Raw genomic sequence first — 23,674 nt, forward strand, 5'->3', positions numbered from 1 at the left:
TTTGTTTTGTTCGCTGTATTTTCATTTCCGGTCGTTTTCTGCGGCCGGACAAGTCGCCCATGATCACACTGGCTGTTGACTGCATGGGGGGCGATCACGGCCCCCGCGTCACGCTAGCGGCGTGCCGCCAGTTTCTTGAAAACCATCCCGAAGCCCGTTTGCTTCTTGTAGGCCAGCCCGAGAGCCTCAAAGACTTCAAGCATGACCGGGCCGCTGTCACGCCTGCCAGCGAAGTTGTCACCATGGATGATCCGGTGGAAATTGCACTGCGCCGCAAAAAGGATTCGTCCATGCGCGTTGCCATCCAGCAGGTCAAAGACGGGGCCGCGCAGGCGGTCGTGTCGGCGGGCAATACGGGTGCCTTGATGGCCATTGCACGCTACCTCCTTAAAACTCTGGATGGTATCGATCGCCCCGCGATCGCCACCCAGATACCCAATGCAAAAGGCGGCGCAACGACGGTGCTGGATTTGGGTGCCAACGTGGACTGCAGTGCCGAGCATTTGCTCCAGTTCGCCGTGATGGGGTCGGCCTTGGTTTCCGCGCTTCAAGAAGGCTCGGAGCCGGTCGTTGGCTTACTGAACATTGGAGAAGAGGCCATCAAAGGCAGCGAAGTCATCAAAAAAGCAGGCGAACTGCTTCGTACAGCTGGCAATTCCGGTGATTTGCGGTTTTATGGCAATGTCGAGGGCAACGACATTTTCAAGGGCACTGTCGATATCGTCGTTTGTGACGGTTTTGTGGGAAATGTTGCGCTCAAGGCCAGCGAAGGCGTGGCGTCCATGATCGTCGGTGGACTCAAGCAAGAATTCAAACGCAATATCTTTACTAAATTGGCGGCAGTTGTTGCTTATCCAGTCCTATCTGCACTAATGAAGAGGATGGATCATCGCCGTTACAACGGCGCTGCCTTGTTGGGGTTGCGTGGATTGGTGTTCAAAAGTCATGGTTCGGCGGACGCCATGGCGTTCGAGCAGGCTTTGAACCGGGCGTATGATGCAGCCCGCAACAACCTGCTCGACCGCGTCCGGACGCGGGTGGCGCATGCTGCGCCCTTGTTGGCGCCACTGGATGCCCAGCCTGTCAGAACCGCCGTCGGGTCCCCATATTGATGAGACGCTACTCCCGCATCACAGGCACTGGCAGCAGCCTTCCTCCTCGTCGTCTGACTAATGCCGACCTCGTGGCCGAACTGGCCCAGCGGGGCGTGGAAACCTCTGACGAGTGGATCGTCGAGCGGACAGGCATTCGGGCACGCCATTTTGCAGAGCGCGATGTTTGCAGCAGTGACCTGGGAGTGGAAGCCTGTCGCAATGCGCTGGAAGCGGCAGGAGTCCAGCCCCAAGACATCGATCTGATCATCGTCGCCACGTCCACGCCGGACATGGTCTTCCCCTCGACGGCCTGCATTTTGCAAAACAAGCTGGGGGCCAATGGCTGTCCGGCTTTTGATGTTCAGGCCGTGTGCAGTGGTTTCGTCTATGCGTTGACCGTGGCAGGCGCCATGATCCAGTCCGGCAGTGCCCGTCGGGCGCTCGTTGTGGGGGCTGAAGTGTTCAGCCGCATTCTCGACTTTAACGATCGGACCACCTGTGTCTTGTTTGGCGACGGTGCCGGTGCAGTGGTGCTGGAGGCGTCGGAAACTCCGGGTATTCTCTCGAGCGATCTGCATGCCGATGGCCGTCATGTAGGCATTCTGTGCGTGCCAGGCAATGTTTATGGCGGGCAGATTCTGGGCGATCCGCTCCTCAAAATGGATGGTCAAGCCGTTTTCAAGCTTGCAGTGGGTGTGTTGGAAAAGGCGGCACGTGCTGCGTTGGAAAAGGCAGGCCTGACCGATGCGGATGTGGACTGGCTGATTCCACACCAGGCCAACATTCGCATCATGCAAAGCACTGCGAAGAAGCTGGGCCTGTCGATGGACAAGGTAGTCGTTACCGTGGACCAGCATGGCAACACCTCTGCGGCTTCCATTCCTCTGGCGCTTGACCATGCAGTACGCACGGGCCAAGCCAAGCCTGGACAGACGCTGCTTCTGGAAGGTGTGGGTGGCGGCTTCACTTGGGGTGCGGTGCTCCTAAAACTATAGCTTCAGACGCTCGATAAATGGGCGGTGACGGCGGTTTTGATTATTCGTTTATGACGACAAAAAAATCTTTTGCATTTGTTTTTCCTGGCCAGGGTTCCCAATCGGTTGGCATGCTGGATGCATGGGGTGACCACCCCGTGGTTGCGCAGACTCTGCGGGAGGCTTCCGACGCTCTGGGCGAAGACATCGCCCGATTGATTCATGAAGGGCCAAAAGAAGCGCTGTCACTGACAACCAATACCCAGCCGGTCATGCTCGTGGCTGGCGTGGCTGCATGGCGTGTGTGGATTTCCGAGGGTCGGAATGCTCCGGTGGCCCTGGCTGGCCACTCGCTGGGTGAATATTCCGCACTGGTTGCTGCAGGCGTTTTGACGCTGGCACAGGCGGCGCCGCTGGTTCGGCTGCGTGCTGCGGCCATGCAAGAGGCGGTTCCCGTCGGCGTAGGGGCGATGGCGGCCATTTTGGGCATGGAGGCCCACAAAGTGATCGAAGGCTGCGCATCCGCAGCGGCGTCTTTCGGTGCGGCCAGTGGTGAGGTAGTGGAAGCCGTGAATTTCAACGACCCCATCCAGACCGTGATTGCTGGCACGAAAGCCGGTGTCGACAAAGCGTGTGAGCTGCTGAAAGCCTCAGGCGCCAAGCGGGCATTGCCGTTGCCCGTGTCCGCCCCTTTCCACTCCAGCTTGATGAAGCCGGCGGCCGAAAAATTGCGTGAGGCCCTATCGGTGCTGACGTTGGCAGCCCCGCAGATTCCCGTTGTCAATAACGTGGACGTCATGGTCCAGCAAGAAGCGGATGGCATCCGTGATGCGCTGTATCGCCAGGCCTTTGGCCCGGTTCGCTGGGTGGAGTGCGTGCAAGCGCTCAAAGCCCAGGGCGTAACGCATCTGGTGGAATGCGGTCCGGGCAAAGTGCTGGCGGGCCTCACGAAACGCATCGACCCCGAGTTGGTTGCGTCTTCTATCTATGACCCGGCCTCGCTGGCCGAAACACGAGCATTGTTGGCATGAGCGATACCCCTGCATTGAATGAGAAGCCCCAGGTGGCGCTGGTCACGGGCGCATCGCGCGGCATTGGCGCAGCCATCGCGGCGGTGTTGTCGGCCCGTGGCTACCTGGTAATCGGAACTGCGACAACAGACGAGGGGGCTCAGCGGATCTCTCAAGCTCTGTCGTCCAATGCCGGTAGCCATGGCGTCAATCTGAACGTCACGGATGTGGCCGCGGTCGATGCGTTGATCGACACCATCGTGAAGCAGCACGGCGGCTTGCATGTGCTGGTGAACAATGCGGGAATCACCCGCGACACCTTGTCCATGCGCATGAAGGACGATGATTGGGACGCCGTCATCGACACCAATCTGAAGGCCGTGTTCCAGGTCAGCCGCGCAGTCATCCGTCCGATGATGAAGCAGCGTTTTGGCCGCATCATCAACATCACTAGCGTGGTGGGTTCCGCTGGCAATCCGGGCCAAGCCAACTATGTGGCTGCGAAGGCTGGCGTTGCCGGCATGGCGCGTGCCCTTGCCCGTGAACTCGCCAGCCGGGGCATCACCGTGAACTGCATCGCCCCTGGCTTTATCGCCACGGACATGACAGCGCAACTTCCGGCGGAGCAGCAGCAATCGCTCCAATCCCAGATCCCGATGGGCCACATGGGCCGTCCGGAGGACATCGCCCATGCAGTAGCCTATCTCGCATCGGCAGAGGCGGGTTATGTCACGGGGCAGGAGTTGCATGTCAATGGCGGCATGTACATGTAATTGAGCAAAGTTAGCGCCGATTCATCGCGACGGCGGGCTGGTGGGGGACTGATCCCGAAGCAGCTAGAATCGCGGATTCATTCACAACCCTCAAAGGGAAACCATGAGCGATATCGAAGCACGTGTCAAAAAGATCATTGCCGAGCAACTCGGCGTTGAAGAGTCGCAAGTCACCAACGAAAAGGCTTTCGTGGCCGATCTCGGTGCAGACTCTCTGGACACGGTGGAGCTGGTGATGGCGCTGGAAGACGAGTTCGGCATCGAGATCCCTGACGAAGACGCAGAGAAGATCACCACGGTGCAAAACGCCATCGACTACGCCAACACCCATCAGAAGGCCTGAGCCTTCAGTTCAGACAGATCCGTAGAAAGTCTTAGCGCATGAGCCGTCGTCGCGTCGTCGTGACCGGCCTGGGTTGCATCACCCCCGTCGGAAACACGGTGGCAGATGCCTGGGCCAACATCCTCGCCGGTAAATCCGGCATTGACCTCATCACCAAGTTCGACGCTTCGAACTTTGCCTGCAAGATTGCGGGTGAGGTCAAGGGATTCGATCTTGGCGCCTATATGAGCGCCAAGGATGCGCGCACGATGGATACCTTCATCCATTACGGCATCGCTGCGGCGGACGAAGCAGTGCGGGATGCGGGGCTTCCGACAGGCGAGGCGTTGGACGAAGAGTTGGCGACGCGCATCGGTTGCATCATCGGATCTGGGATCGGCGGGCTGCCCCTGATCGAAAACACCCACGCGGAACTGGAAAGCCGGGGGCCTCGCAGGATCACGCCTTTTTTCGTTCCGGCGTCCATCATCAACATGGTGGCGGGGCACGTATCGATGCGATTCGGATTCAAAGGCCCCAACCTTTCCGTCGTGACGGCGTGCACGACGGGGTTGCATTGCATCGGAGAGGCTGCGCGAAAGATCGAATACGGCGATGCCGATGTGGTGGTCGCTGGCGGCACGGAGGCCACGGTTTCGCCTTTGGGTGTCGGTGGCTTTGCTGCCATGCGTGCCTTGTCCACGCGCAACGATGATCCTCAGACCGCTTCTCGGCCTTGGGACAAAGGCCGTGATGGCTTCGTATTGGGCGAAGGGGCGGGGGTGCTGGTGCTGGAAGAGTACGAGCATGCCAAGGCCCGTGGCGCCAAGATCTATGCGGAACTGTCTGGCTATGGCATGAGTGCCGATGCGGGGCATATGACAGCGCCCAACATGGATGGGCCTCGTCGCGCCATGCAGGCTGCGTTGCGCAATGCCGGCATCAACCCTGAAGACGTGGATTACCTGAATGCCCATGGCACCTCCACCCCGCTGGGCGACCTGAACGAAACCCACGCGATCAAGGCCGCTTTGGGCGAGCATGCCAAAAAGACGGTGATCAGCTCGACGAAGTCGATGACCGGCCACTTGCTGGGCGGTGCGGGTGGCATCGAGAGCGTGTTCACCGTGATGGCGCTGCGTGACCAGAAAGCGCCCCCCACCATCAACATGTTCGAGCAAGACCCGGAATGCGACCTGGATTACTGCGCCAATGTCGCTCGTGACATGAAGATCGATATTGCGGTAAAGAACAACTTTGGTTTTGGCGGCACCAACGGCACGCTGGTTTTCAAGCGCGTTTGACTGGGTGGATGGACAGCCGCGCTGCCCCACTCGGCCGTCTGTGATTCTCTTGCGGGAGTGGCGATGACCCGCTTGGCCAAATCCCTTCATGCGCCCGCGACCCGTCATGTGGTGTCAAGGAGCCGATGGCTGGGCTGTTTCATTGCAGCCGCCTTGCTTGCTGGACTTTGCGGCTTTGCAGCTTGGGTGATGGGTTCTGCAGGCAGTCCTCTGGTTCGAAGCGTTGTGTTCGTCGCTTTGTGGGGCTCTGCTGCTGGACTGGCTTGGCGCTTTTGGTTCCGTCTGCCGCAAGGCACCCTGGATTGGGATGGTTTGCATTGGTCCTTGATTCAAGGTTCAGGCATGCCTGTCGCGGGCGAGTTGGTCGTCCACACAGACTTTCAATCGTTCCTCTTGGTGCAACTGCATGCGATCGATGGCCGGACCGCCTGGTTGTGCCTTGAGCGCATGGGGCGAGAGGACGGCTGGGCGGCCCTGCGCCGTGCGGTATATTCGCGCCCCAAGCCAGAGCCCAGGGCCGACGGCATGTTTCTCTGTCCGGCGCGGTGACGCGTGAGCCTTTTTTCCATGACTGCTTCCATGCACCCGCCTTCTGCCGACAGTGACCTTCAGCTTGTGGAGCGCACGGTTGCGGGTGACCAGAAGGCCTACGAATTGCTGGTGATCAAATACCAGCGGCGCATCGAACGGCTCATCGGCCGCATGGTCCGTGACTCGGACCTCGTGCAGGACATTGCCCAGGAAACGTTCATCCGGGCCTATCGCGCGCTGCACCAGTTCCGGGGGGAGGCCCAGTTCTACACCTGGCTTTACCGGATTGCGGTCAATACCGCCAAGAAGGCGCTCGTCGACATGAAGCGCAATCCCGTCATCTCGGAAAATGCCTTGCGAGGAAGTGATGACGACGATGAAACTTCCCGACTGGGGCATGAACTAACCACCGACGAAACGCCCGAGACCGTGCTCGCCGCCCAGGAAATCGCTGTGGCTGTGAACGCGGCGATGGATGCGCTGCCTGAAGACCTGCGCCAGGCCGTGACACTGCGTGAGATCGAAGGGTTGACTTATGAAGAGATTGCGGCTGCCATGGATTGCCCTATCGGCACCGTCCGGTCCCGTATTTTTCGGGCGCGGGAAGCCATATCAGCCCGCGTCCGCCCATTGCTGGACAAGCAGTCGGGCAAGCGCTGGTAGCGCGGCGTGAATGGCAGGGCACAGTGAAGCAAAACGTGATGGCTGGGGAACGACCATGAATGACGATCTGAAAATGCGTGAACATTTGTCTGCCCTGGCGGATGGGCAGTTGCGAGGCCGAGAGTTCGACCAAGCTGTGGACTACGCCAGCAGCAACGCGGACGGTGCTGAAACGTGGCAGATGTACCACTTGATCGGCGATGTTCTCCGTTCTTCCGAACTGGCACGTCCTGTGGGCTCCTCTCTGGTGGAGCGACTTCGCAGCCAGATCGAAGAAGAGCGCATTGAGCGTCCTCCACTGGTTGCAACGGTGGCCCAGGGCGCTGTGACCCAGTTGGAGCAGCCCGCTGTGGCCGCCAATGCATCCGTGTTCCGCTGGAAGATGGCTGCGGGCTTCGCTTCGCTGGCCGCCGTCGGGGCAATCGGCTGGACGGCCCTGACCGGAATTCAGGCGGGTGGCGAGGGTGCGCAGATGGCCGTTGCCGCGCCAGTGACCGCAGCCTCTGCGGCGGTGGCGATGGCTGACGGGTCCGAAGGCAGCAACTCGCCGCAGGTCATGATCCGCGACCCGCGGCTTGACGAGTTGTTGGCGGCGCACAAGCAGTTCGGAAACACATCGGCGCTGCAAATGCCGGCTGGTTTCTTGCGCAATGCCACGTTCGAGGCTCCGGCGCGCTGAGATCGTGAAGACAGGCCAGGAAGGCCCTTTGCCAGTGCGGCCTCGTGCGAGCCATGCTGTGGCCGGCTATCTGCAAAGCGCCGCTTCGATGCGCCGTGCCTTGGTGTGGATGCTGATGGCAGCAGGCTCAGGCCAGGCGCTCGCCGGGCCTGAGCCTGCTGTTGCTGCTGTTGCATCCAGCGTGGTCGCTCCCGGCGAGGTGCGCTCCATTTCCGGATGGCTGGAGCGCATCCATCGCGCCTCCCGTGAGCACAGTTACAACGGGACCTTCGTGGTGTTGTCGGCATCGGGTGCCATGGTCAGTTCTCGCATATGGCATGCGGCCAATGGAAATGACCAGATCGAGCGCATCGAAGCATTGAGCGGTGTACCCCGCGTGGTCTATCGTCGTGAGGGACTTGTACGCACTTTCCTGCCCCAGGCGCGGATCGTGCGTGAGGACCGGCGCGACATGCCCAGTTTGTTTCCTCGGCTGCCCGAAACCGCGGATCGCGGACTGGATGCGTACTACACGGTTCAAACCCTGGGACGTGAGCGCATCGCGGGCCATGAAAGCGAAGTGGCTTGGCTTCGGCCCAAGGATGGCCTGCGTTTCGGTTACCGCATGTGGGTGGCCGAAGCCTCGGGCTTGATCTTGAAGCTGCAGACTCTGGACCTGCGGGGGCGCGTGCTTGAGCAGGCCGCGTTTTCTCAATTGGAACTGGACAATGCGGTGCCATTTGCGCGTTTGGCCGGCATGATGGATGACGTGCGTGATTTCCGCCTGGTCACAGTTGCCATGCGAAAGACGACGGCGCAAGCCGAGGGCTGGCGTCTGCGGGCGCCGGTGGGGGGATTCATTCCTGGGGACTGCTATAAGCAAGAGGATCCCGCCTCCCCGCCGCAGTCGGGCCTTCCGCTGCATTGTCTGCTCTCCGATGGGTTGGCGACCGTGTCTCTTTTTCTGGAGCGGTATGACGCCTCCCGCCATCCTGCTGGCCCCAGCGCTGGCAGCATGGGCGCGACACAGACTCTGGCGCAGCGTGTTTCAGGCAACATGTGGCTCACGGCGGTGGGCGAAGTACCGCAAGAAACCTTGCGGCTGGTGGCCGAGCAGCTGGAATACGCCCGTTGAGCGGCGCCGCTGCCGCTGTGTCAGGGGATGGGTGTTCTGGCCACGGCCTGCTGTCTTTCGGGAACCAAATGTGAACCTTGCAATACGAAGTTCCTTTGCTGCTCCCCGATGTCTTCTCTGAATTTAGAAAGAACGATGATGCCGATGACGACGAACTGGAAAAATCTGCAATCGTGCGCCGTGGCCGTCGCGATGGCATTGACCGCTGCCTCTGCAGCCATGCCGGCCAACGTGTTGGCGCAAACGCCTGCGCCCACCGTGCGGGGCCTACCGGATTTCACGGATTTGGTGGATCAGGTGGGGCCGTCGGTGGTCAACATCCGTACGCTGGAGAAGGCAACGGAGCGTGCCGGCCCGAACGCCATGGACGAGGAGATGCTCGAATTCTTCCGCCGTTTTGGCGTGCCTGTGCCGCCCAATGCACAACGCCAGCAGCGCCCTCGGGCGCAGCCCGAAGAAGAGCAGCCGCGCGGCGTGGGCTCTGGCTTCATCCTCACGCAAGACGGCTATGTGATGACCAACGCGCACGTGGTGGAGGGCGCGGACGAAGTCATCGTCACGTTGACCGACAAGCGCGAATTCAAGGCCAAGATCGTGGGCGCCGACAAGCGCACCGACGTGGCAGTGGTCAAGATCGAGGCCACCGGGTTGCCGGCCGTGAAGGTGGGCGACCTCAACCGCCTGCGGGTCGGTGAATGGGTCATGGCGATCGGCTCGCCCTTCGGGCTTGAAAATTCGGTGACCGCAGGCATCGTCAGCGCCAAGCAGCGCGACACGGGCGACTACCTGCCTTTCATTCAGACGGACGTGGCGATCAACCCAGGCAACTCCGGCGGTCCGCTGATCAACATGCGTGGCGAGGTGGTGGGCATCAACAGCCAGATCTATTCGCGCTCGGGCGGCTTCATGGGGATTTCCTTTGCCATCCCGATGGATGAGGCCATCCGTGTCAGCGATCAGTTGCGTGCCACCGGGCGTGTGACGCGCGGGCGCATTGGCGTTCAGATCGGGCCAGTCACCAAGGATGTGGCCGAGTCGATCGGCCTGGGCAAGCCACAGGGCGCGCTCGTGAGCGGGGTGGAGGCAGGATCGCCCGCTGACAAGGCCGGCGTGGAGGCGGGCGACATCATCACGAAATTCGATGGCAAAACCATTGAAAAAACTGCCGACCTGCCGCGTCTGGTGGGCAATACCAAGCCCGGCAACAAGAGCACGGTGACGGTGTTCCGCCGCGGTACTACCAAGGATCTGTCCATCACCGTGGCCGAGATCGAGCCGGATGACAAGCCGGTGGCAAGCAAAGGCGGGGAGCGTGAAAGCGCGAAACCCAAGCCATCGCCTGCGGCCCAGCAACTGGGCCTGTCGGTCGCCGATCTGACCGACGCGCAGAAGAAGGAGCTGAAGCTCAAAGGCGGGATCCGCGTCAATGCAGCCACCGAAGCAGCCGCGCGTGCAGGCCTTCGCGAAGGGGATGTGATTCTTTCCATCGCTAACATCGAGGTGGCCAACCTCAAGGACTTCGAGGCAGCCCTGGCCAAAGCGGACAAGAGCAAGCCCATCAATGTGCTGTTCCGCCGTGGTGAGTGGGCCCAATACGCGTTGATCCGGCCGGCACGCTAGACGGTTCGGGCAAAGCCCCACCCCAAACTGGGGATTGGGGCTTTTGCGCAGTCAATCGGACGTGCGATGAGGTGTTTTTGCGCGCCATTTCCATTGATCGTTTTCGATAGAATGGCAGCTGTTTTTTCAGCTTAAAGGCATATCGAAGGGGGCGGTATTCACCATGTGGGATGGTATTAAGCCATGCACAGGTGATCCACAGTTCGCCCACAAGTTATTCCAGAAGTTGAATGCGTTTTGTGAATAAGCTGTGTATAAAATACCCGTTGCAAGGCGGCAACGACCTTTGAGCCTTGTCGGGCAGACTTTTCCTCTCGGCCTTTTTGCCTACAATGAAGTTCCAACCATCGCAGTTGCCAAATGATTGTTGGTTCAGGGCGCGTCACCATTTGACGCGCCCTTTTTTCTTGTGCGGTCCGTTTTAATTCAATCACTTGTCGCTTTCCCTTGATGAACCACATCAGAAATTTTTCCATCATTGCGCACATCGACCACGGCAAATCGACCTTGGCGGATCGCTTGATTCAGCGCTGCGGCGGGCTTGCCGAGCGTGAAATGGAAGCCCAGGTGCTCGACTCGATGGACATCGAAAAAGAGCGTGGGATAACCATCAAGGCACAGACGGCGGCACTGCAGTACAAGGCGCTCGATGGTCAGATCTACAACCTCAATCTGATCGACACGCCCGGCCACGTGGACTTCTCGTATGAAGTCTCGCGTTCGCTGTCGGCCTGCGAAGGCGCTCTGCTGGTGGTCGATGCATCGCAAGGCGTGGAGGCCCAGACCGTCGCCAACTGCTACACCGCGCTGGACCTCGGCGTGGAAGTGTTGCCTGTGCTGAACAAGATGGATCTGCCAAACGCCGATCCCGATAACGCGAAGGCCGAAGTCGAGGACGTGATCGGCATCGACGCGACCGATGCGATTCCATGTTCCGCCAAGACGGGCCTGGGCATCGACGAGATTCTCGAAGCCATCGTAGCCAAGGTGCCTGCGCCGCGTGGCCAGCCCAGCGGCCCGCTGCGCGCGATGATCATCGACAGCTGGTTCGATTCTTACGTCGGTGTCGTGATGCTGGTGCGCGTGGTCGATGGCCGCCTGCTCAAGGGCGAGCGCTTCAAGATGATGGCCAGCGGCGCCGTGTACAACGCCGACAACTTGGGTGTTTTCACTCCCGCCAACGAATCGCGCAATTCGCTCGATGCCGGCCAGGTGGGCTACATCATTGCCGGCATCAAAGAGCTGCAGGCCGCCAAGGTGGGCGACACCATCACGCTGGAAAAGAAGCTGCCCAACAATGCGGGCCCGGCCACCGAAGCGCTGCCGGGCTTCAAGGAAATCCAGCCTCAGGTGTTCGCGGGCCTGTACCCGACCGAAGCGAGCGAATACGACTCGCTGCGCGATGCGCTGGAAAAGCTCAAGCTCAACGACGCATCGCTGCACTACGAGCCCGAAGTCAGCCAGGCGCTGGGCTTCGGCTTTCGCTGTGGCTTCCTGGGCCTGCTGCACATGGAGATCGTGCAGGAACGCCTGGAGCGCGAGTTCGACCAGGACCTGATCACGACCGCGCCCAGCGTGGTCTATCAGGTGGTCAAGGCCGATGGCGAAGTGGTGATGGTCGAGAACCCTTCCAAGATGCCCGACCAGGGCCGCCTGGAAGAGGTGCGCGAGCCCATCGTGACGGTGCATCTCTACATGCCGCAGGACTACGTCGGCCCGGTGATGACGCTGGCCAACCAGAAGCGCGGCGTGCAGATGAATATGGCCTACCACGGCCGACAGGTCATGCTGACCTATGAGATGCCGCTGGGCGAGATCGTGCTGGACTTCTTCGACAAGCTCAAGTCGGTGTCGCGCGGCTATGCGTCGATGGACTACGAATTCAAAGAGTACCGCGCCTCCGACGTGGTGAAGGTGGACATCCTGCTCAACGGCGAGAAGGTCGATGCGCTGTCCATCATCGTGCACCGTTCGCAGTCCCAGTACCGCGGCCGGGCCGTGGTGGCCAAGATGCGCGAGATCATCAGCCGCCAGATGTACGACGTGGCCATTCAGGCGGCGATCGGCGCGAACATCATCGCGCGCGAAACCATCAAGGCGCTGCGCAAGAACGTGCTGGCAAAATGCTACGGCGGCGACGTCAGCCGCAAGCGCAAGCTTCTCGAAAAACAAAAAGCAGGCAAAAAACGCATGAAGCAGATCGGTTCGGTGGAAGTGCCCCAGGAAGCGTTCCTGGCGATTTTGCAGGTGGAAGACTGACATGCAAGCCATGCAATACGTGACCTCCCTGATCCTTGCCGCTTTCGTGGCCTATGTCGGTGCGTGGTACTTGGGTGCCATCGAAGGCAACTTCGCGTTGCTGCTGTTCCTGGCCACCTTGGTGACGGGCGCCTACTGGCTGGCCGAGCGGCTGGTCTTTTTGCCGCGCCGCCGCAGGGCCGCGCAGGCGATCGAAAACGCCGCGGTACAGCGCCGCGCCGAGCTGGACCGCATGGGCATCCAGAAGGTCGATGGCGACGTGCAAGAGGCCAAGGACCGCATCCTGATGCAGCCGTGGTGGCTGGACTGGACCGCCGGCCTGTTCCCGGTGATCGCCGTGGTGTTCTTTTTGCGCTCCTTCCTGTTCGAGCCGTTCAAGATTCCTTCGGGCTCGATGATTCCCACGCTGCTGGTGGGCGACCTGATCCTGGTGAACAAGTTCACCTATGGCATTCGCCTGCCGGTGGTCAACACCAAGCTCACGCAGGGCAATGCGCCCCAGCGCGGCGACGTGATGGTGTTCCGCTACCCGCCGCAGCCCAGCATGGACTACATCAAGCGCGTGGTGGGCGTGCCCGGCGACGAGATCGCCTACCTGAACAAGCGCCTGACGGTGAACGGCCAGCCGGTGGAAACCACCGCCGTGCCCGACTTCTTCGACGAAGACACGATGCGCTACTTCAAGCAGTTCGAAGAGCAGTTGGGCGACCACCGCCACCGCATCATCAACAACGCCGACGTGCCGGCTTTCGTGCAGGGCGCCAGCGATTTCGCAAACCGCCAGAACTGCCGCTACAGCGTCGAGGGGGTGGTGTGCAAGGTGCCCGAGGGCCACTATTTCATGATGGGCGACAACCGGGACAACTCGCTGGATTCGCGCTACTGGGGTTTTGTGCCGGACGCCAACATCGTGGGCAAGGCCTTCTTCGTCTGGATGAATTTCAGCAGCCCCAAGCGCATCGGCCCGTTCCGTTGAGCCCCCGGCCTCGCACGTTTCACCATCGCCCATACCTAAGAGGGATAGATCACCATGGCATTGCACCGCACCGCGAGCCGCGCACACCAGCGCGGCCTGTCGTTCATCGGACTGATTTTTGTCGGCCTGCTGGCAGTGGCCGCGTTCGCCATCGGTGGGCAGTCGGTGCCGATCTTCCTGGAGTACCAGGCGATCAACAAGGCGGCGAACAAGGCTGCGCGAGAGGGCAGTTCGGTGCCCGAAGTGCGCGCCATCTTCGACCGTGCCGGCGCGATCGACAACATCAGTTCGATCCAGGGCAAGGACCTCGAAGTGACCAAGCGCAACGACAAGATCGTCGTGTCGTTCAGCTACTCGCGCGAGATCGCCCTGGCCGGCCCGGCCTATCTCGTGTACCGATTCCAAGAACAGACCAAGTAATCAAATAGGTGCAGCCCAGTCTTTCCGCACTGCAGGACCGCCTGCAGCATGCCTTCTCCGATCCTTCGCTGCTGCAGCGCGCCATCACGCACCGCAGCTTTTCCGCCGACCACAACGAACGCCTGGAGTTTCTCGGCGATTCCGTCCTCAGCCTGGCGGTGTCCAGCCTGCTGTACCAGCGCCTGCGCGACTTGCCCGAAGGCGATCTGTCCCGCGTGCGGGCCAATCTGGTCCGGCAGGAAACCCTGCACGAACTGGCGTTGCGGCTGAAGCTGCCCGATGTGCTGCGCCTGGGCGAGGGCGAGGCCAAATCGGGCGGAAAGCTGCGGCCGTCCATCCTGGCAGATGCGCTGGAGGCCCTCATCGGTGCGGTGTATCTCGATGCCGGCTACCTGCAGGCCGAGGCCCTGGTGCACCGGCTCTTCCAGAATGTGGAGATCAATCCCCAGATGGAGGCGGCCGCGAAAGACCCCAAAACCGCGTTGCAGGAGTGGCTGCAGGGTCGCAAAATGAAGGTGCCGCAGTACCGGGTCGTCGGTACGGTGGGGGCTGCGCACCGCCAGACCTTCGATGTGGAGTGCGAAATCTCCGAAATGGGACTGACCGAACGCGGTATCGGCGGCTCGCGCCGCGCGGGTGAGCAGGCTGCGGCAGCAGCCATGCTGGCCCTATTGAAAGCAAAGAATCCATGAATGAAGACGCTACAAAAAATGTAGCTGGCGGCGCAGATTTATCCAGCGCTGGCGGCCAAAATGACCTGGAGGCCATGCTGGCTGCCGCCAAGCCGGCGAGTGCGCCGGTGGATGCCACGGGCCAGCGCTGCGGCCTGATCGCGATCGTGGGAAAACCCAACGTGGGCAAGTCCACGCTGCTCAACGCCCTGGTGGGGCAGAAGATCAGCATCACCTCGCGCAAGGCGCAGACCACGCGCCACCGGATCACCGGCATCCGCACGATGGAGCAGACGCAGTTCGTGTTTGTCGACACGCCCGGTTTCCAGACCAAGCACAGCACGGCGCTCAACAAGTCGCTCAACAAGACGGTGATGGGCGCTATCGGCGATGTGGACCTGATTCTGTTCGTGGTCGAGGCCGGCAGCTTCACCTTGGCTGACGCCAAGGTGCTGTCTCTGTTCAAGCCGGGCATCCCCACGCTGCTGATCGCCAACAAGCTCGACACGGTGCATCGCCGCGCTGAAATCGCGCCTTGGCTCAAAAGCATGCAGGAGCGCCATCCCTTCGCCGAGTTCGTGCCCATGTCGGCCAAGAACAAGGGCGACATCGAGCGCCTGTTCGGCATCTGCGCCAAGTACCTGCCCGAGCAGGCGTGGTGGTATGCCCAGGACGAACTCACCGACCGCAGCGAAAAATTCCTGGCCTCGGAGACCGTGCGCGAGAAGCTGTTCCGCTTCACGGGGGACGAGTTGCCCTACACCTCGACCGTCATCATCGACAAGTTCGAGGAAGAAAAGGGCAAGACCAAGAGCCGCATGATCCGCATCGCCGCCACCATCGTGGTGGAACGCGACGGTCACAAGGCCATGGTGATCGGTGAGAAGGGCGAGCGCCTCAAGCGCATCGGCACCGAGGCGCGGCAGGAGCTGGAAAAGCTCATGGACGCCAAGGTGTTCATCGAGATCTGGGTCAAGGTGCGCTCCGGCTGGGCCGACGACGAAGCGCGCGTGCGCTCGTTCGGGTATGAGTGAAAGTGAATTCGCCCTGGGCCGCTCCGGTGGACAAGGCGCAGCTTCCGGGCAATGGGGCCGGCATACGTGTGTTCCGGCGGCCTGATCTGAAGAAACCCCCCTCCAGCGCATATCCATCAAGCGCTGGTTGCTATTGAAAGAATAGCAATTCATGGCTGCCCGCCGCATTGCCGACGAACCCGCCTATGTGCTGCATCGGTACGACTGGAGCGAATCCAGCCTGATCCTGGATGTGTTCACGCGGCACTACGGCCGGGTCGCGCTGGTGGCCAAGGGTGCCAAGAAGCCCACCTCCAACTTCCGTCCCGTGCTGCTGCCGCTGCAGCCTCTGCGGGTCACCTACACCCTGTCGGGCGATGGGCAGGGCGAGATCCATGCGCTCAAGGGTGCGGAGTGGGTGGGCGGGCACGTCATGCCCACGGGCGATGCGCTGCTGTCTGGCCTGTACCTCAACGAACTGCTGATGCGCCTGATGGCCCGCGAGGATGCCCATGCGCCCTTGTTCGATGCCTATGCCGGCGTGGTGCGGGTGCTGGGCAGCGAGCACGGCGATGCGCTCGAGCCCGTGCTGCGCAGCTTCGAGCTGCTGCTGCTGCGCGAGATCGGGCTGCTGCCCACCCTGGGGGCCGAAACGGTCACGCTGGCGCTTCTGCAGCCGACCACCCGATATACGTTGGTGGCCGAGGCCGGGCTGCGTGCCGCCACGGCCACCGACCGCGCCACGCTGGCCGGCACGCAGTGGCTTGCGCTGCAGCACGCGCTGGAAGCAGGCGAGGGCGCCAGCTACACCGCCACGCTGCGCGTGATCGCCCAGGCGGGCACGCCGATGTCGGCCGAACTCAAACCCCAGCTGCGCACGCTGCTGCAATACCATTGCGGCAGCCCGGTGCTGCGCACGCGCCAGCTCATGATGGACCTGCAATCGCTATGACCCGTTCTTTTGCCGATCACACCCGCACCGCCCTGTCGGTCAACGTCAACAAGGTGGCCCTGGTGCGCAATACGCGCCATCTGGGCATTCCCAGCGTCACGCGCGCCGCGCTGCTGTGCCTGGAGGCGGGCGCCCAGGGCATCACAGTGCACCCCCGCCCCGACGAGCGCCACATCCGCGCGGGCGACGTGCACGACCTGGCCGCGCTGCTGAAAGCCTGGCCCGGCCGCGAATTCAACATCGAGGGCAATCCGTCGCAGAACCTGATGGATTTCATCCGCGAGGTGCGCCCCCAGCAGGCCACGTTCGTGCCCGACAGCGAAGACCAGTTCACCAGCGACCACGGCTGGAGCTTTCCGCAGGATGCCGAGCGGCTGGCGCCGCTGATCGCCGAATGCCGGCAGCTGGGCGTGCGCGTGAGCCTGTTCATGGACCCGCTCGCCGGGCAGATGGCCGCCGCCCGCGCGGCAGGCGCCGATCGCGTGGAGCTGTACACCGAGCCCTACGCCGCCGCCTGGGGCACCGACCGGCAGGCGGCGGAACTGGAGCGCTACCGTGCGGCCGCCCAGGCCGCCCTGGATGCCGGCCTGGGCGTGAACGCCGGGCATGACCTGAACCGCGACAACCTGGCCGCCTTCGTGCAGGGTGTGCCGGGGCTGCTGGAGGTGTCCATCGGCCACGCGCTGATCGCCGACTCGCTGGAGCTGGGCTACGCCGCCACGGTGCAGGCCTACCAGCGCTGCATCGACGAAGGCATGGCAGCAAGATGCTCCTGATTTGATAGCAATATGCCGGCGATTTTCATGCCCTGGAGGCAGATTGGACCCTGAACCATGATCTACGGCATCGGCACCGACATCTGCGATATTCGCCGCATCCGCGCCAGCCTGGAGCGCCATGGCGACCGCTTCGCCGAGAAGGTGCTGGCCGAGGGCGAGCTGGCCACCTGGCGCGAGCGCGGGGCGCGCTGGCCCGAACGCGGCGTGCGCTACCTCGCCACCCGGTTCTCGGCCAAGGAGGCCTTCAGCAAGGCCATCGGCATGGGCATGCGCATGCCGATGACCTGGCGGCACTGCGAAGTGGCCAAGCTGCCCAGCGGGCAGCCAGTGATCGTGCTGCACGGCGCGCTCAAGGAATGGTTTGAGGCCCAGGGCCTGCAGTGCCACCTGAGCGTGACCGACGAATCCGACTACGCGGCGAGTTTTTGCGTGGTCGAAAAGAAATAAGGCACCACCGCAATGCGGTATTGCTTTGATTGCTATTAAAAAGTGAGTGAACCCCTGGCCATGACTTTCGAACACGCCCCCCTCATCCTCGACGTTGCCGGCACTGAGCTCACTGCGGCGGACCGCCGCCGCCTGGCGCACCCGCTCACGGGCGGCGTGATCCTGTTCACGCGCAACTGGCAGGATCGGGCGCAGCTACTGGCGCTCACCAGCGCCATCAAGGCCGTGCGGGACGATCTGCTGATCTGCGTGGACCACGAAGGCGGCCGCGTGCAGCGCTTTCGCAGCGATGGCTTCACGCAGTTGCCGCCCATGCGGGCGTTCGGCGATCTGTGGATGCAGGGCGACGGACGGGGGGCCAAGGCCTTGCCGGGCAGCGGCGCGCTGCGCGCCACCAATGCCGCGACAGCGGCCGGCTACGTGCTGGGCAGCGAGCTGCGGTCGTGCGGCGTGGACTTCAGCTTCACGCCGGTGCTGGACCTCGACTGGTCCGATGAGGCGCCCCGAGGCACCGCGGGACGCGTGGAGCGGCCCGGTGCCTCCCGCAGCAGCGTGATCGGCGACCGGGCCTTCCACCGCGATCCGCGCGTGGTGGCCCTGCTGGCCAAGAGCCTCATGCACGGCCTGCTGCAGGCGGGCATGGCCAACTGCGGCAAGCATTTTCCGGGGCATGGCTTCGTGCGGGCCGATTCCCACACCGACATCCCCGTGGACCCCCGTAGCCTGAAAGCCCTGCTGGCCGACGACGCGGCGCCTTACCCCTGGCTGTCGAGCACGCTCACCAGCGTGATGCCCGCCCATGTGATCTATCCCAAGGTGGACAGCCGGCCAGCGGGCTTTTCGCGGCGCTGGCTGCAGGACATCCTGCGCCAGCAACTGCGTTTCGACGGCGCGGTCTTCAGCGACGACCTGAGCATGGAAGGCGCGCGCCGCATCGACGGCCAGACGGTGAGCTATACCGATGCGGCCGTGGCGGCGCTCGATGCCGGCTGCGATCTGGTGCTGCTGTGCAACCAGAGCCTGGTGGGCGAAGGCGCCCGCCAAGGCGAGGCGCTGGATGAGCTGCTGGAGGGATTGCAGCAAGCCCGCACCGATGGCCTCTGGCACGCCAGCCCAGACAGCGAGTCCCGCCGCGTGGCGCTGCTGCCGCAGACGCTGCCCCAGCCGTGGGACGAACTGATGCTGCAGCCCGCGTATCTGCAGGCGCTTGAACTGCTGCCTTGAATTCGCTGGCCTGAATTTGCTGGTTTTCGGTGCGCATTGGTAACCAACCGTTGTGCGGTCGGCATGGCAGGCCGTGGCCATGGATGTCGGCTTCAGGTTGGAAAAAGCGCTTTGCGCGTCGCCGGCCCGGTGAAACACGGCGTTAACGCCGTCGCAACGGGTTTCGACCGGGGCCACTGCCGACAGCGTGCGGCGAACATTGGCCTACAACTGAAGGTCAACGCCAGGACTAACGTGCCGTTCTGAAGAGACCATTTGCCGATGCCGTGCCAAAGCGACACCGGGACGGGTTTTGAGCACCCACCCTGGATCGCAAAGGCACCGGAGGATCGACCTCCCACGGTGGATGGCTCTCAGGAGAAAAACCATGGCGCCCCTTGCAGACCCCCGTGCTTCCGACCCCCGCGTCGCTTTTCCTTTTGTCCCTGCCGCATTCCGGCTTTCCCGCACCCCGAATCTGCTTGCCGCATCGCGGGGCATGGCGCTGTCGCTCATCGCCGCTTGCACGCTGACCGCATGCAATCGCCAGAACTCGTCTCCATCGGTGCCGCCGCCCGCGCCATCCGCAGCCACGGCTCCCGCTGCAGCTCCGGCTCCGGAAGCCGCACCCGTCGCAGTGCGCTACACGCCGCCCAGCGCGGATGCGCTCTATCAGATGGTGGCACCCATCGCGCTGTATCCGGACAAGCTGGTGGCGCAGGTGCTGGCCGGTGCGACCTACCCCGACCAGGTCACGGCCGCGGAAACCTGGCTGGGACAGAACCCGTCGCTGAAAGCCGCCGCGCTGACGGATGCGGTGGACCAGCAGCCGTGGGACCCGAGCATCAAGTCGCTGACGGCCTTTCCGAACGTGCTGGAGCAGATGGCCTCCAACCTGCCCTGGACGGTGGCGCTGGGCAAGGCCTATTACAACGACCCGACCGACGTGATGAACGCCATCCAGGTGATGCGCTCGCGCGCCACCAAGGCGGGCACGCTCAAAAGCTCGCCGCACCTTCGCGTGGCGACTGTCACGGCCGCACCGCCGAGCCCACCGCCGCCGGCGGATCTGCAGCAGCCCGTGGTCATGTACAGCGGGCCCGCGGTCGTAGTGCCCCCACCCGCCTACATTTCCATCGAGCCCGCCGACGTCCAGGCGGTGTACGTGCCGCGCTATGACCCGCAGGTGGTCTATGGCACGCCGGTGCCCCTTTACTCCAGCTATCGCTGGGCCACGCCCGCGCCGGTCTATTCGTCGGGGGGGGTTGTGGGGGCCGATCCCGTGGCCGTGGGCGCGCTGGCCTTCGGTGCGGGCGTGCTGGTGGGCGCGGTCGCATCGCACCACCACCACTGGGGCTGGGATGCGTGGGGCGTCAACTGGGGGCGGCCACCGGAGCGCGCGGCCTGGGTTCAGGGCGCGCCCTTGCCGCCGCCCGTGGTGCGGCCCGCGGTGGTGTACCGGGGCAACACCTACATCTCGCAGTCCCGCACGGTGGTGGAGAACATTCACAACCGCGTGACCGTGAACAACATCTACGAGCGGACGCCGGAGGGCGGTCGCCCTCCAGCCGTAGCCGCTGCGATGCCGGTGGCCCCAGCGGCTGCCATGGCCGCGATGAACCCGATGGCGTCGCCCATTCCGCGGGACCGGGATCCCCGTGCGATGGCGCAGGCGGCCATGCCGCATGGGCCAGGCCAAGACCGCCATGCCGTGTCGCCGGGACAGGCGGGCCAAACGGGCCAGTCGGGCATGCAGCCATCACCGCAGTCGCAGGCCCTGGCCATGCAGCCACAGGCTCTCCATGGGGCGCATGAACCCCAGCCGGCAGCGCGGGCGGACGAGCGCTCGCAGGCCCAGCGAGCCGCCATGCAGCGTGCGCAGCCCAGCCATCCTGGGTTGCCAGCACAGGCTGCAGATCACAAGCCAGCGCCTGGGGCAGCGCCGATGCACCGCTTGGCGGCAGCACCCTCCAACAGGCCGGAAGTGCCAGAACCCCATGCAGTGCAGGCCGCACAGGTTCCGGGTACTTCAGGCCAGGCGCTCCACCATGGGAATCCGCATCCACCCGTGATCGCCGGCCCCGGGGCACAGGCACAGGCACAGGCACAGCGGGCCATGTCGAGGCCCGAGCACGTATCGCACATGGCTCCACAAGGGCCGGCCCAGGGCGCAGCGGAGCATGCCCAGATGCGAACGCCGCCGCCCGCCATGCCGCGGCCCGCGCCGGCCGTGCCGCCCCAGGAGCGGGCGGCGCCCCGTCCTGCAGTGCAGCCGCCGCCCCATGCAGTGCCCGCGCCGGCGCAGCATGGACATGGCGCAGAGCCTGCGCATCGCCCAGAGGGACACCGGCACGGCGAAACCTGAGACCGGTGCGTGCCGTCAGGCTTTCAAGCCGCAGGACCGCAGTGGCTTGTCCGGCATGGCGCCGCTTTGTGCTTCTTGGCGCCATTGACGCCATTGCCGGCTTCGAGCTGGCAGGGGCATGCCGAGGTCAAACGGTTTCCAGGCTGGCAGATGTTTCGTCCGTGGTGGCCTCATCGGGCGCAGCATCCGGCTTTCGCGGCGGGGCACCCTTCCACCGCCGCACCACGCGCTGAAAGATCAGGGTATTGGGAATCTGCAGCAGTGCGCCGTCCGGCCCGCTGTCGAAGTCTTCCAGCGTGGTGTAGAGCAGGTTGATGTCGATCACGCGCCCCTTCGCTCCCGGCTTTTCCGCCGTGTCCAGCACCTCGATGTAGTCCCCCAGGCGGAACGGTCCCACGGTGAAGATGAGCAGCGCGCAGAACAGGTTGGACAGCACGCTCCATGCGGCAAAGAAGGCCACGGCGCCCACGGTGGCAAAGCCGGTGAAGGCGGTCCACAGCACGGTGGCGGAGACGCCCAGGCGCTCCAGTACCAAGAGCAGGGCGCTGCCCATGATGATCCAGCGCAGCAGGCCGTTGATCGGCACCATCATCTCGATGGGCCATTGGTAATGTTGGCCGGCGCGCCCCACCAGTCGGCGCAGCGTGCGCTGCAGCACCACGGCGATGACCAGGATCAGAAGGATCTGCAAGCCCGGCACGATGATGTCGAGCCAGTCCCGAATCCAGTCGGGAAGGTAGGGCTGCAGGCGCAGCATGAAGGTCCAGTCTTTCGGCAAAGGGTCTCCTGTCAGCCGCGCACTGGCGCGGCGGCGTCCATGTGCATCTGGAGGCTAAAAAAGGACGCGGCTCTGGGCCTTGGCGGCAGGGAGCGCCTGGCCCGCGCGCATCGCATGAGGAGGCAGGCGCGGGCCTTTCGGCCCTCGGAGTCGCACCCCCAGCCGATCAATGTTCGCGGCGCAGGGCGGGAAACAGGATCACGTCGCGGATGCTGGGGCTGTCGGTGAGCAGCATCATCAACCGGTCGATGCCGATACCGCAACCCCCCGTGGGCGGCATGCCGTATTCGAGCGCACGCACGAAGTCGTGGTCGAAGAACATGGCTTCGTCGTCGCCGCCGTCCTTGGCTGCGACCTGGGCCTGGAAGCGCGCAGCTTGGTCTTCGGCATCGTTCAGTTCGGAAAACCCGTTGCCGAACTCGCGGCCGGTGATGTACAGCTCGAAGCGCTCGGTCACTTCGGGGCGCGTGTCGTTGGCCCGGGCCAGCGGGCTGATCTCGGTCGGGTGTTCCATGATGAAGGTGGGTTGCCAGAGCTTGTCTTCCACCGTCTCTTCGAAGTACAGCACCTGCAGGCTGGCCAGCGTGCGCTTGGACAGCTGATTCTTCTCCTCGCTCAGGCCCAGCTTCTTGAGGGCGCTGACGAGCCAGGCGGCATCGTCCACGTGGGCGCCGGCTTCGGTGTACTGGAAGATCGCTTCGCGGATGGTCAGCCGCTGGAATGGCTGGGAAAGGTCCACCTCGCGGCCGCCATAGGTCAGCTGCAGCGTGCCAGCCGCCTTCATGGCCGCATCGCGCACCAGTTGTTCGGTGAAGTCCATCAGGTCGCGGTAGTTCCAGTAGGCCGCGTAGAACTCCATCATGGTGAACTCGGGGTTGTGGCGCACCGAGATGCCTTCGTTGCGGAAGTTGCGGTTGATCTCGAACACCCGCTCGAAGCCGCCCACCACCAGGCGCTTCAAGTAAAGCTCGGGCGCGATGCGCAGGTACATCTCCTGCTCCAGCGCGTTGTGGTGCGTGACGAACGGCTTGGCGTTCGCGCCGCCGGGAATCGGGTGCAGCATGGGCGTTTCCACTTCCAGGAAGCCGTGCTGGACCATGAACTCGCGCAGGCCGCTCACCGCCTTGCTGCGGGCGATGAAACGGCTGCGGGCGGTTTCATCGGTCATCAGGTCCACGTAGCGCTGGCGGTATTTCACCTCCTGGTCGGCCACGCCATGGAACTTGTCCGGCATGGGCCGCAGGCTCTTGGTGAGCAGCCGCAGCGTGGTGACCTTGATCGACAGCTCGCCGGTCTTGGTCTTCATGAGCGTGCCCTCGGCACCCACGATGTCTCCCAGGTCCCAGTGCTTGAAGGCGGCATACAGCTCTTCACCCAGCGCATCGCGCGTGACATAGAGCTGCAGACGGCCCCCCGTCGTGCCCAGCGAGCCGTCCTGCACGGTGGCGAAACTGGCCTTGCCCATCACGCGCTTGAGCATCATCCGGCCGGCAACGCTCACGGTGACAGGGGCGGTCTCCAGCGCCTCGGCATCGCTCCCGGCGTATTGCGCCTGCAGGTCTGCCACATGGTGGGCGGGCTTGAAATCGTTGGGAAACGCCACGCCCTTGCCCGCTGCCTGGACCTCCCGCAGGGCCTTGAGTTTTTCGCGGCGCTCGGCGATGAGCTGGTTGTGGTCAATGGCAGGGGTGGGAGTGTCGGACATAGATTGAAATGATGGCGAAGAG

The 23,674-nt window shown here is 63.3% G+C and carries 24 protein-coding genes; 21 read left to right on the plus strand and 3 right to left on the minus strand.

All coding sequences use genetic code 11. The annotated features are described in order from the left end of the window. Positions 1 to 59 precede the first annotated feature (59 nt). The 10 genes from plsX to M5C98_RS05830 all read left to right on the plus strand — a co-directional run bounded on the left by plsX (position 60) and on the right by M5C98_RS05830 (position 8,464). On the plus strand, positions 60 to 1,112 hold the full coding sequence (gene plsX / locus M5C98_RS05785; protein WP_272551538.1) for a phosphate acyltransferase PlsX: 1,053 nt from the start codon (positions 60 to 62) through the stop codon (positions 1,110 to 1,112). Continuing rightward, positions 1,112 to 2,089: a beta-ketoacyl-ACP synthase III gene (locus M5C98_RS05790; protein ID WP_272551540.1), complete on the plus strand. Its 978-nt coding sequence runs from the start codon at positions 1,112 to 1,114 to the stop codon at positions 2,087 to 2,089. The genes plsX and M5C98_RS05790 overlap by 1 nt, the downstream gene beginning before the upstream one ends. A 50-nt stretch (positions 2,090 to 2,139) precedes the next feature. Continuing rightward, complete coding sequence (gene fabD / locus M5C98_RS05795) at positions 2,140 to 3,099, plus strand: ACP S-malonyltransferase (RefSeq protein WP_272553172.1); 960 nt, start codon at positions 2,140 to 2,142, stop codon at positions 3,097 to 3,099. Next, positions 3,096 to 3,851, plus strand: coding sequence for a 3-oxoacyl-ACP reductase FabG (gene fabG / locus M5C98_RS05800; protein ID WP_272551541.1), 756 nt, complete (start codon positions 3,096 to 3,098; stop codon positions 3,849 to 3,851). The genes fabD and fabG overlap by 4 nt, the downstream gene beginning before the upstream one ends. Before the next feature lie 103 nt (positions 3,852 to 3,954). Beyond that, complete coding sequence (gene acpP / locus M5C98_RS05805) at positions 3,955 to 4,194, plus strand: acyl carrier protein (RefSeq protein ID WP_003058049.1); 240 nt, start codon at positions 3,955 to 3,957, stop codon at positions 4,192 to 4,194. Positions 4,195 to 4,232: 38 nt separating this feature from the next. Next, a complete protein-coding gene (gene fabF, locus M5C98_RS05810; RefSeq protein ID WP_272551549.1) occupies positions 4,233 to 5,477 on the plus strand; it encodes a beta-ketoacyl-ACP synthase II in 1,245 nt (414 codons plus the stop codon). A 63-nt stretch (positions 5,478 to 5,540) separates the two neighbouring features. Continuing rightward, entirely contained in the window at positions 5,541 to 6,026 is a 486-nt protein-coding gene (locus tag M5C98_RS05815) for a hypothetical protein (protein WP_272551550.1), read from the plus strand. 18 nt (positions 6,027 to 6,044) lie between these two features. Then, positions 6,045 to 6,671, plus strand: coding sequence for an RNA polymerase sigma factor RpoE (gene rpoE, locus M5C98_RS05820; RefSeq protein WP_272551552.1), 627 nt, complete (start codon positions 6,045 to 6,047; stop codon positions 6,669 to 6,671). A gap of 55 nt (positions 6,672 to 6,726) precedes the next feature. After that, positions 6,727 to 7,350, plus strand: a complete 624-nt coding sequence (locus M5C98_RS05825; protein ID WP_272551553.1) for a sigma-E factor negative regulatory protein — start codon at positions 6,727 to 6,729, stop codon at positions 7,348 to 7,350. 58 nt (positions 7,351 to 7,408) lie between these two features. Continuing rightward, positions 7,409 to 8,464, plus strand: coding sequence for a MucB/RseB C-terminal domain-containing protein (locus tag M5C98_RS05830; protein WP_272551555.1), 1,056 nt, complete (start codon positions 7,409 to 7,411; stop codon positions 8,462 to 8,464). A 20-nt stretch (positions 8,465 to 8,484) separates the two neighbouring features. On the opposite strand, the gene M5C98_RS05835 is transcribed toward M5C98_RS05830, so the two are convergent. Continuing rightward, positions 8,485 to 8,685, minus strand: coding sequence for a hypothetical protein (locus M5C98_RS05835; protein WP_272553412.1), 201 nt, complete (start codon positions 8,683 to 8,685; stop codon positions 8,485 to 8,487). On the opposite strand from M5C98_RS05835, the gene M5C98_RS05840 reads away from it, so the two are divergent. The 11 genes from M5C98_RS05840 (at position 8,600) to M5C98_RS05890 (ending at position 21,169) form a co-directional block, all read left to right on the plus strand. Then, positions 8,600 to 10,084 (plus strand): DegQ family serine endoprotease, encoded by a 1,485-nt coding sequence (locus M5C98_RS05840; RefSeq protein ID WP_442867238.1) that lies wholly within the window; start codon positions 8,600 to 8,602, stop codon positions 10,082 to 10,084. The two genes, M5C98_RS05835 and M5C98_RS05840, sit on opposite strands and share 86 nt — an antisense overlap. 450 nt (positions 10,085 to 10,534) lie before the next feature. Continuing rightward, positions 10,535 to 12,343, plus strand: a complete 1,809-nt coding sequence (gene lepA / locus M5C98_RS05845; protein ID WP_272551556.1) for a translation elongation factor 4 — start codon at positions 10,535 to 10,537, stop codon at positions 12,341 to 12,343. Between the two features lies 1 nt (position 12,344). Next, positions 12,345 to 13,319, plus strand: coding sequence for a signal peptidase I (gene lepB, locus M5C98_RS05850; RefSeq protein WP_272551557.1), 975 nt, complete (start codon positions 12,345 to 12,347; stop codon positions 13,317 to 13,319). Between the two features lie 54 nt (positions 13,320 to 13,373). After that, positions 13,374 to 13,739: a DUF4845 domain-containing protein gene (locus M5C98_RS05855; RefSeq protein ID WP_272551559.1), complete on the plus strand. Its 366-nt coding sequence runs from the start codon at positions 13,374 to 13,376 to the stop codon at positions 13,737 to 13,739. An 8-nt stretch (positions 13,740 to 13,747) separates the two neighbouring features. After that, on the plus strand, positions 13,748 to 14,431 hold the full coding sequence (rnc, locus tag M5C98_RS05860; RefSeq protein ID WP_272551560.1) for a ribonuclease III: 684 nt from the start codon (positions 13,748 to 13,750) through the stop codon (positions 14,429 to 14,431). Further along, positions 14,428 to 15,444: a GTPase Era gene (gene era, locus M5C98_RS05865; protein WP_272551561.1), complete on the plus strand. Its 1,017-nt coding sequence runs from the start codon at positions 14,428 to 14,430 to the stop codon at positions 15,442 to 15,444. Before rnc ends, era begins: the two co-directional genes overlap by 4 nt. Before the next feature lie 151 nt (positions 15,445 to 15,595). Then, positions 15,596 to 16,375 carry a DNA repair protein RecO gene (gene recO, locus M5C98_RS05870; protein WP_272551562.1) on the plus strand — a complete coding sequence of 260 codons (780 nt, stop codon included), beginning with the start codon at positions 15,596 to 15,598 and terminating at the stop codon, positions 16,373 to 16,375. Then, on the plus strand, positions 16,372 to 17,151 hold the full coding sequence (locus M5C98_RS05875; protein WP_272551563.1) for a pyridoxine 5'-phosphate synthase: 780 nt from the start codon (positions 16,372 to 16,374) through the stop codon (positions 17,149 to 17,151). Before recO ends, M5C98_RS05875 begins: the two co-directional genes overlap by 4 nt. Before the next feature lie 57 nt (positions 17,152 to 17,208). Further along, complete coding sequence (gene acpS, locus M5C98_RS05880) at positions 17,209 to 17,601, plus strand: holo-ACP synthase (protein ID WP_272551565.1); 393 nt, start codon at positions 17,209 to 17,211, stop codon at positions 17,599 to 17,601. A gap of 60 nt (positions 17,602 to 17,661) precedes the next feature. Then, positions 17,662 to 18,825 (plus strand): beta-N-acetylhexosaminidase, encoded by a 1,164-nt coding sequence (nagZ, locus tag M5C98_RS05885; protein ID WP_272551566.1) that lies wholly within the window; start codon positions 17,662 to 17,664, stop codon positions 18,823 to 18,825. Positions 18,826 to 19,192: 367 nt separating this feature from the next. Beyond that, positions 19,193 to 21,169, plus strand: a complete 1,977-nt coding sequence (locus tag M5C98_RS05890; RefSeq protein ID WP_272551567.1) for a DUF3300 domain-containing protein — start codon at positions 19,193 to 19,195, stop codon at positions 21,167 to 21,169. A gap of 127 nt (positions 21,170 to 21,296) precedes the next feature. Here M5C98_RS05890 and M5C98_RS05895 read toward each other — a convergent pair whose 3' ends face one another. Further along, positions 21,297 to 21,926: a mechanosensitive ion channel family protein gene (locus tag M5C98_RS05895; RefSeq protein ID WP_272553175.1), complete on the minus strand. Its 630-nt coding sequence runs from the start codon at positions 21,924 to 21,926 to the stop codon at positions 21,297 to 21,299. A 187-nt stretch (positions 21,927 to 22,113) separates the two neighbouring features. Beyond that, complete coding sequence (gene lysS, locus M5C98_RS05900) at positions 22,114 to 23,652, minus strand: lysine--tRNA ligase (protein ID WP_272551568.1); 1,539 nt, start codon at positions 23,650 to 23,652, stop codon at positions 22,114 to 22,116. Positions 23,653 to 23,674 lie beyond the last annotated feature (22 nt).

This window comes from Acidovorax sp. NCPPB 3576 (assembly GCF_028473605.1).
Lineage (GTDB): Bacteria > Pseudomonadota > Gammaproteobacteria > Burkholderiales > Burkholderiaceae_C > Paracidovorax.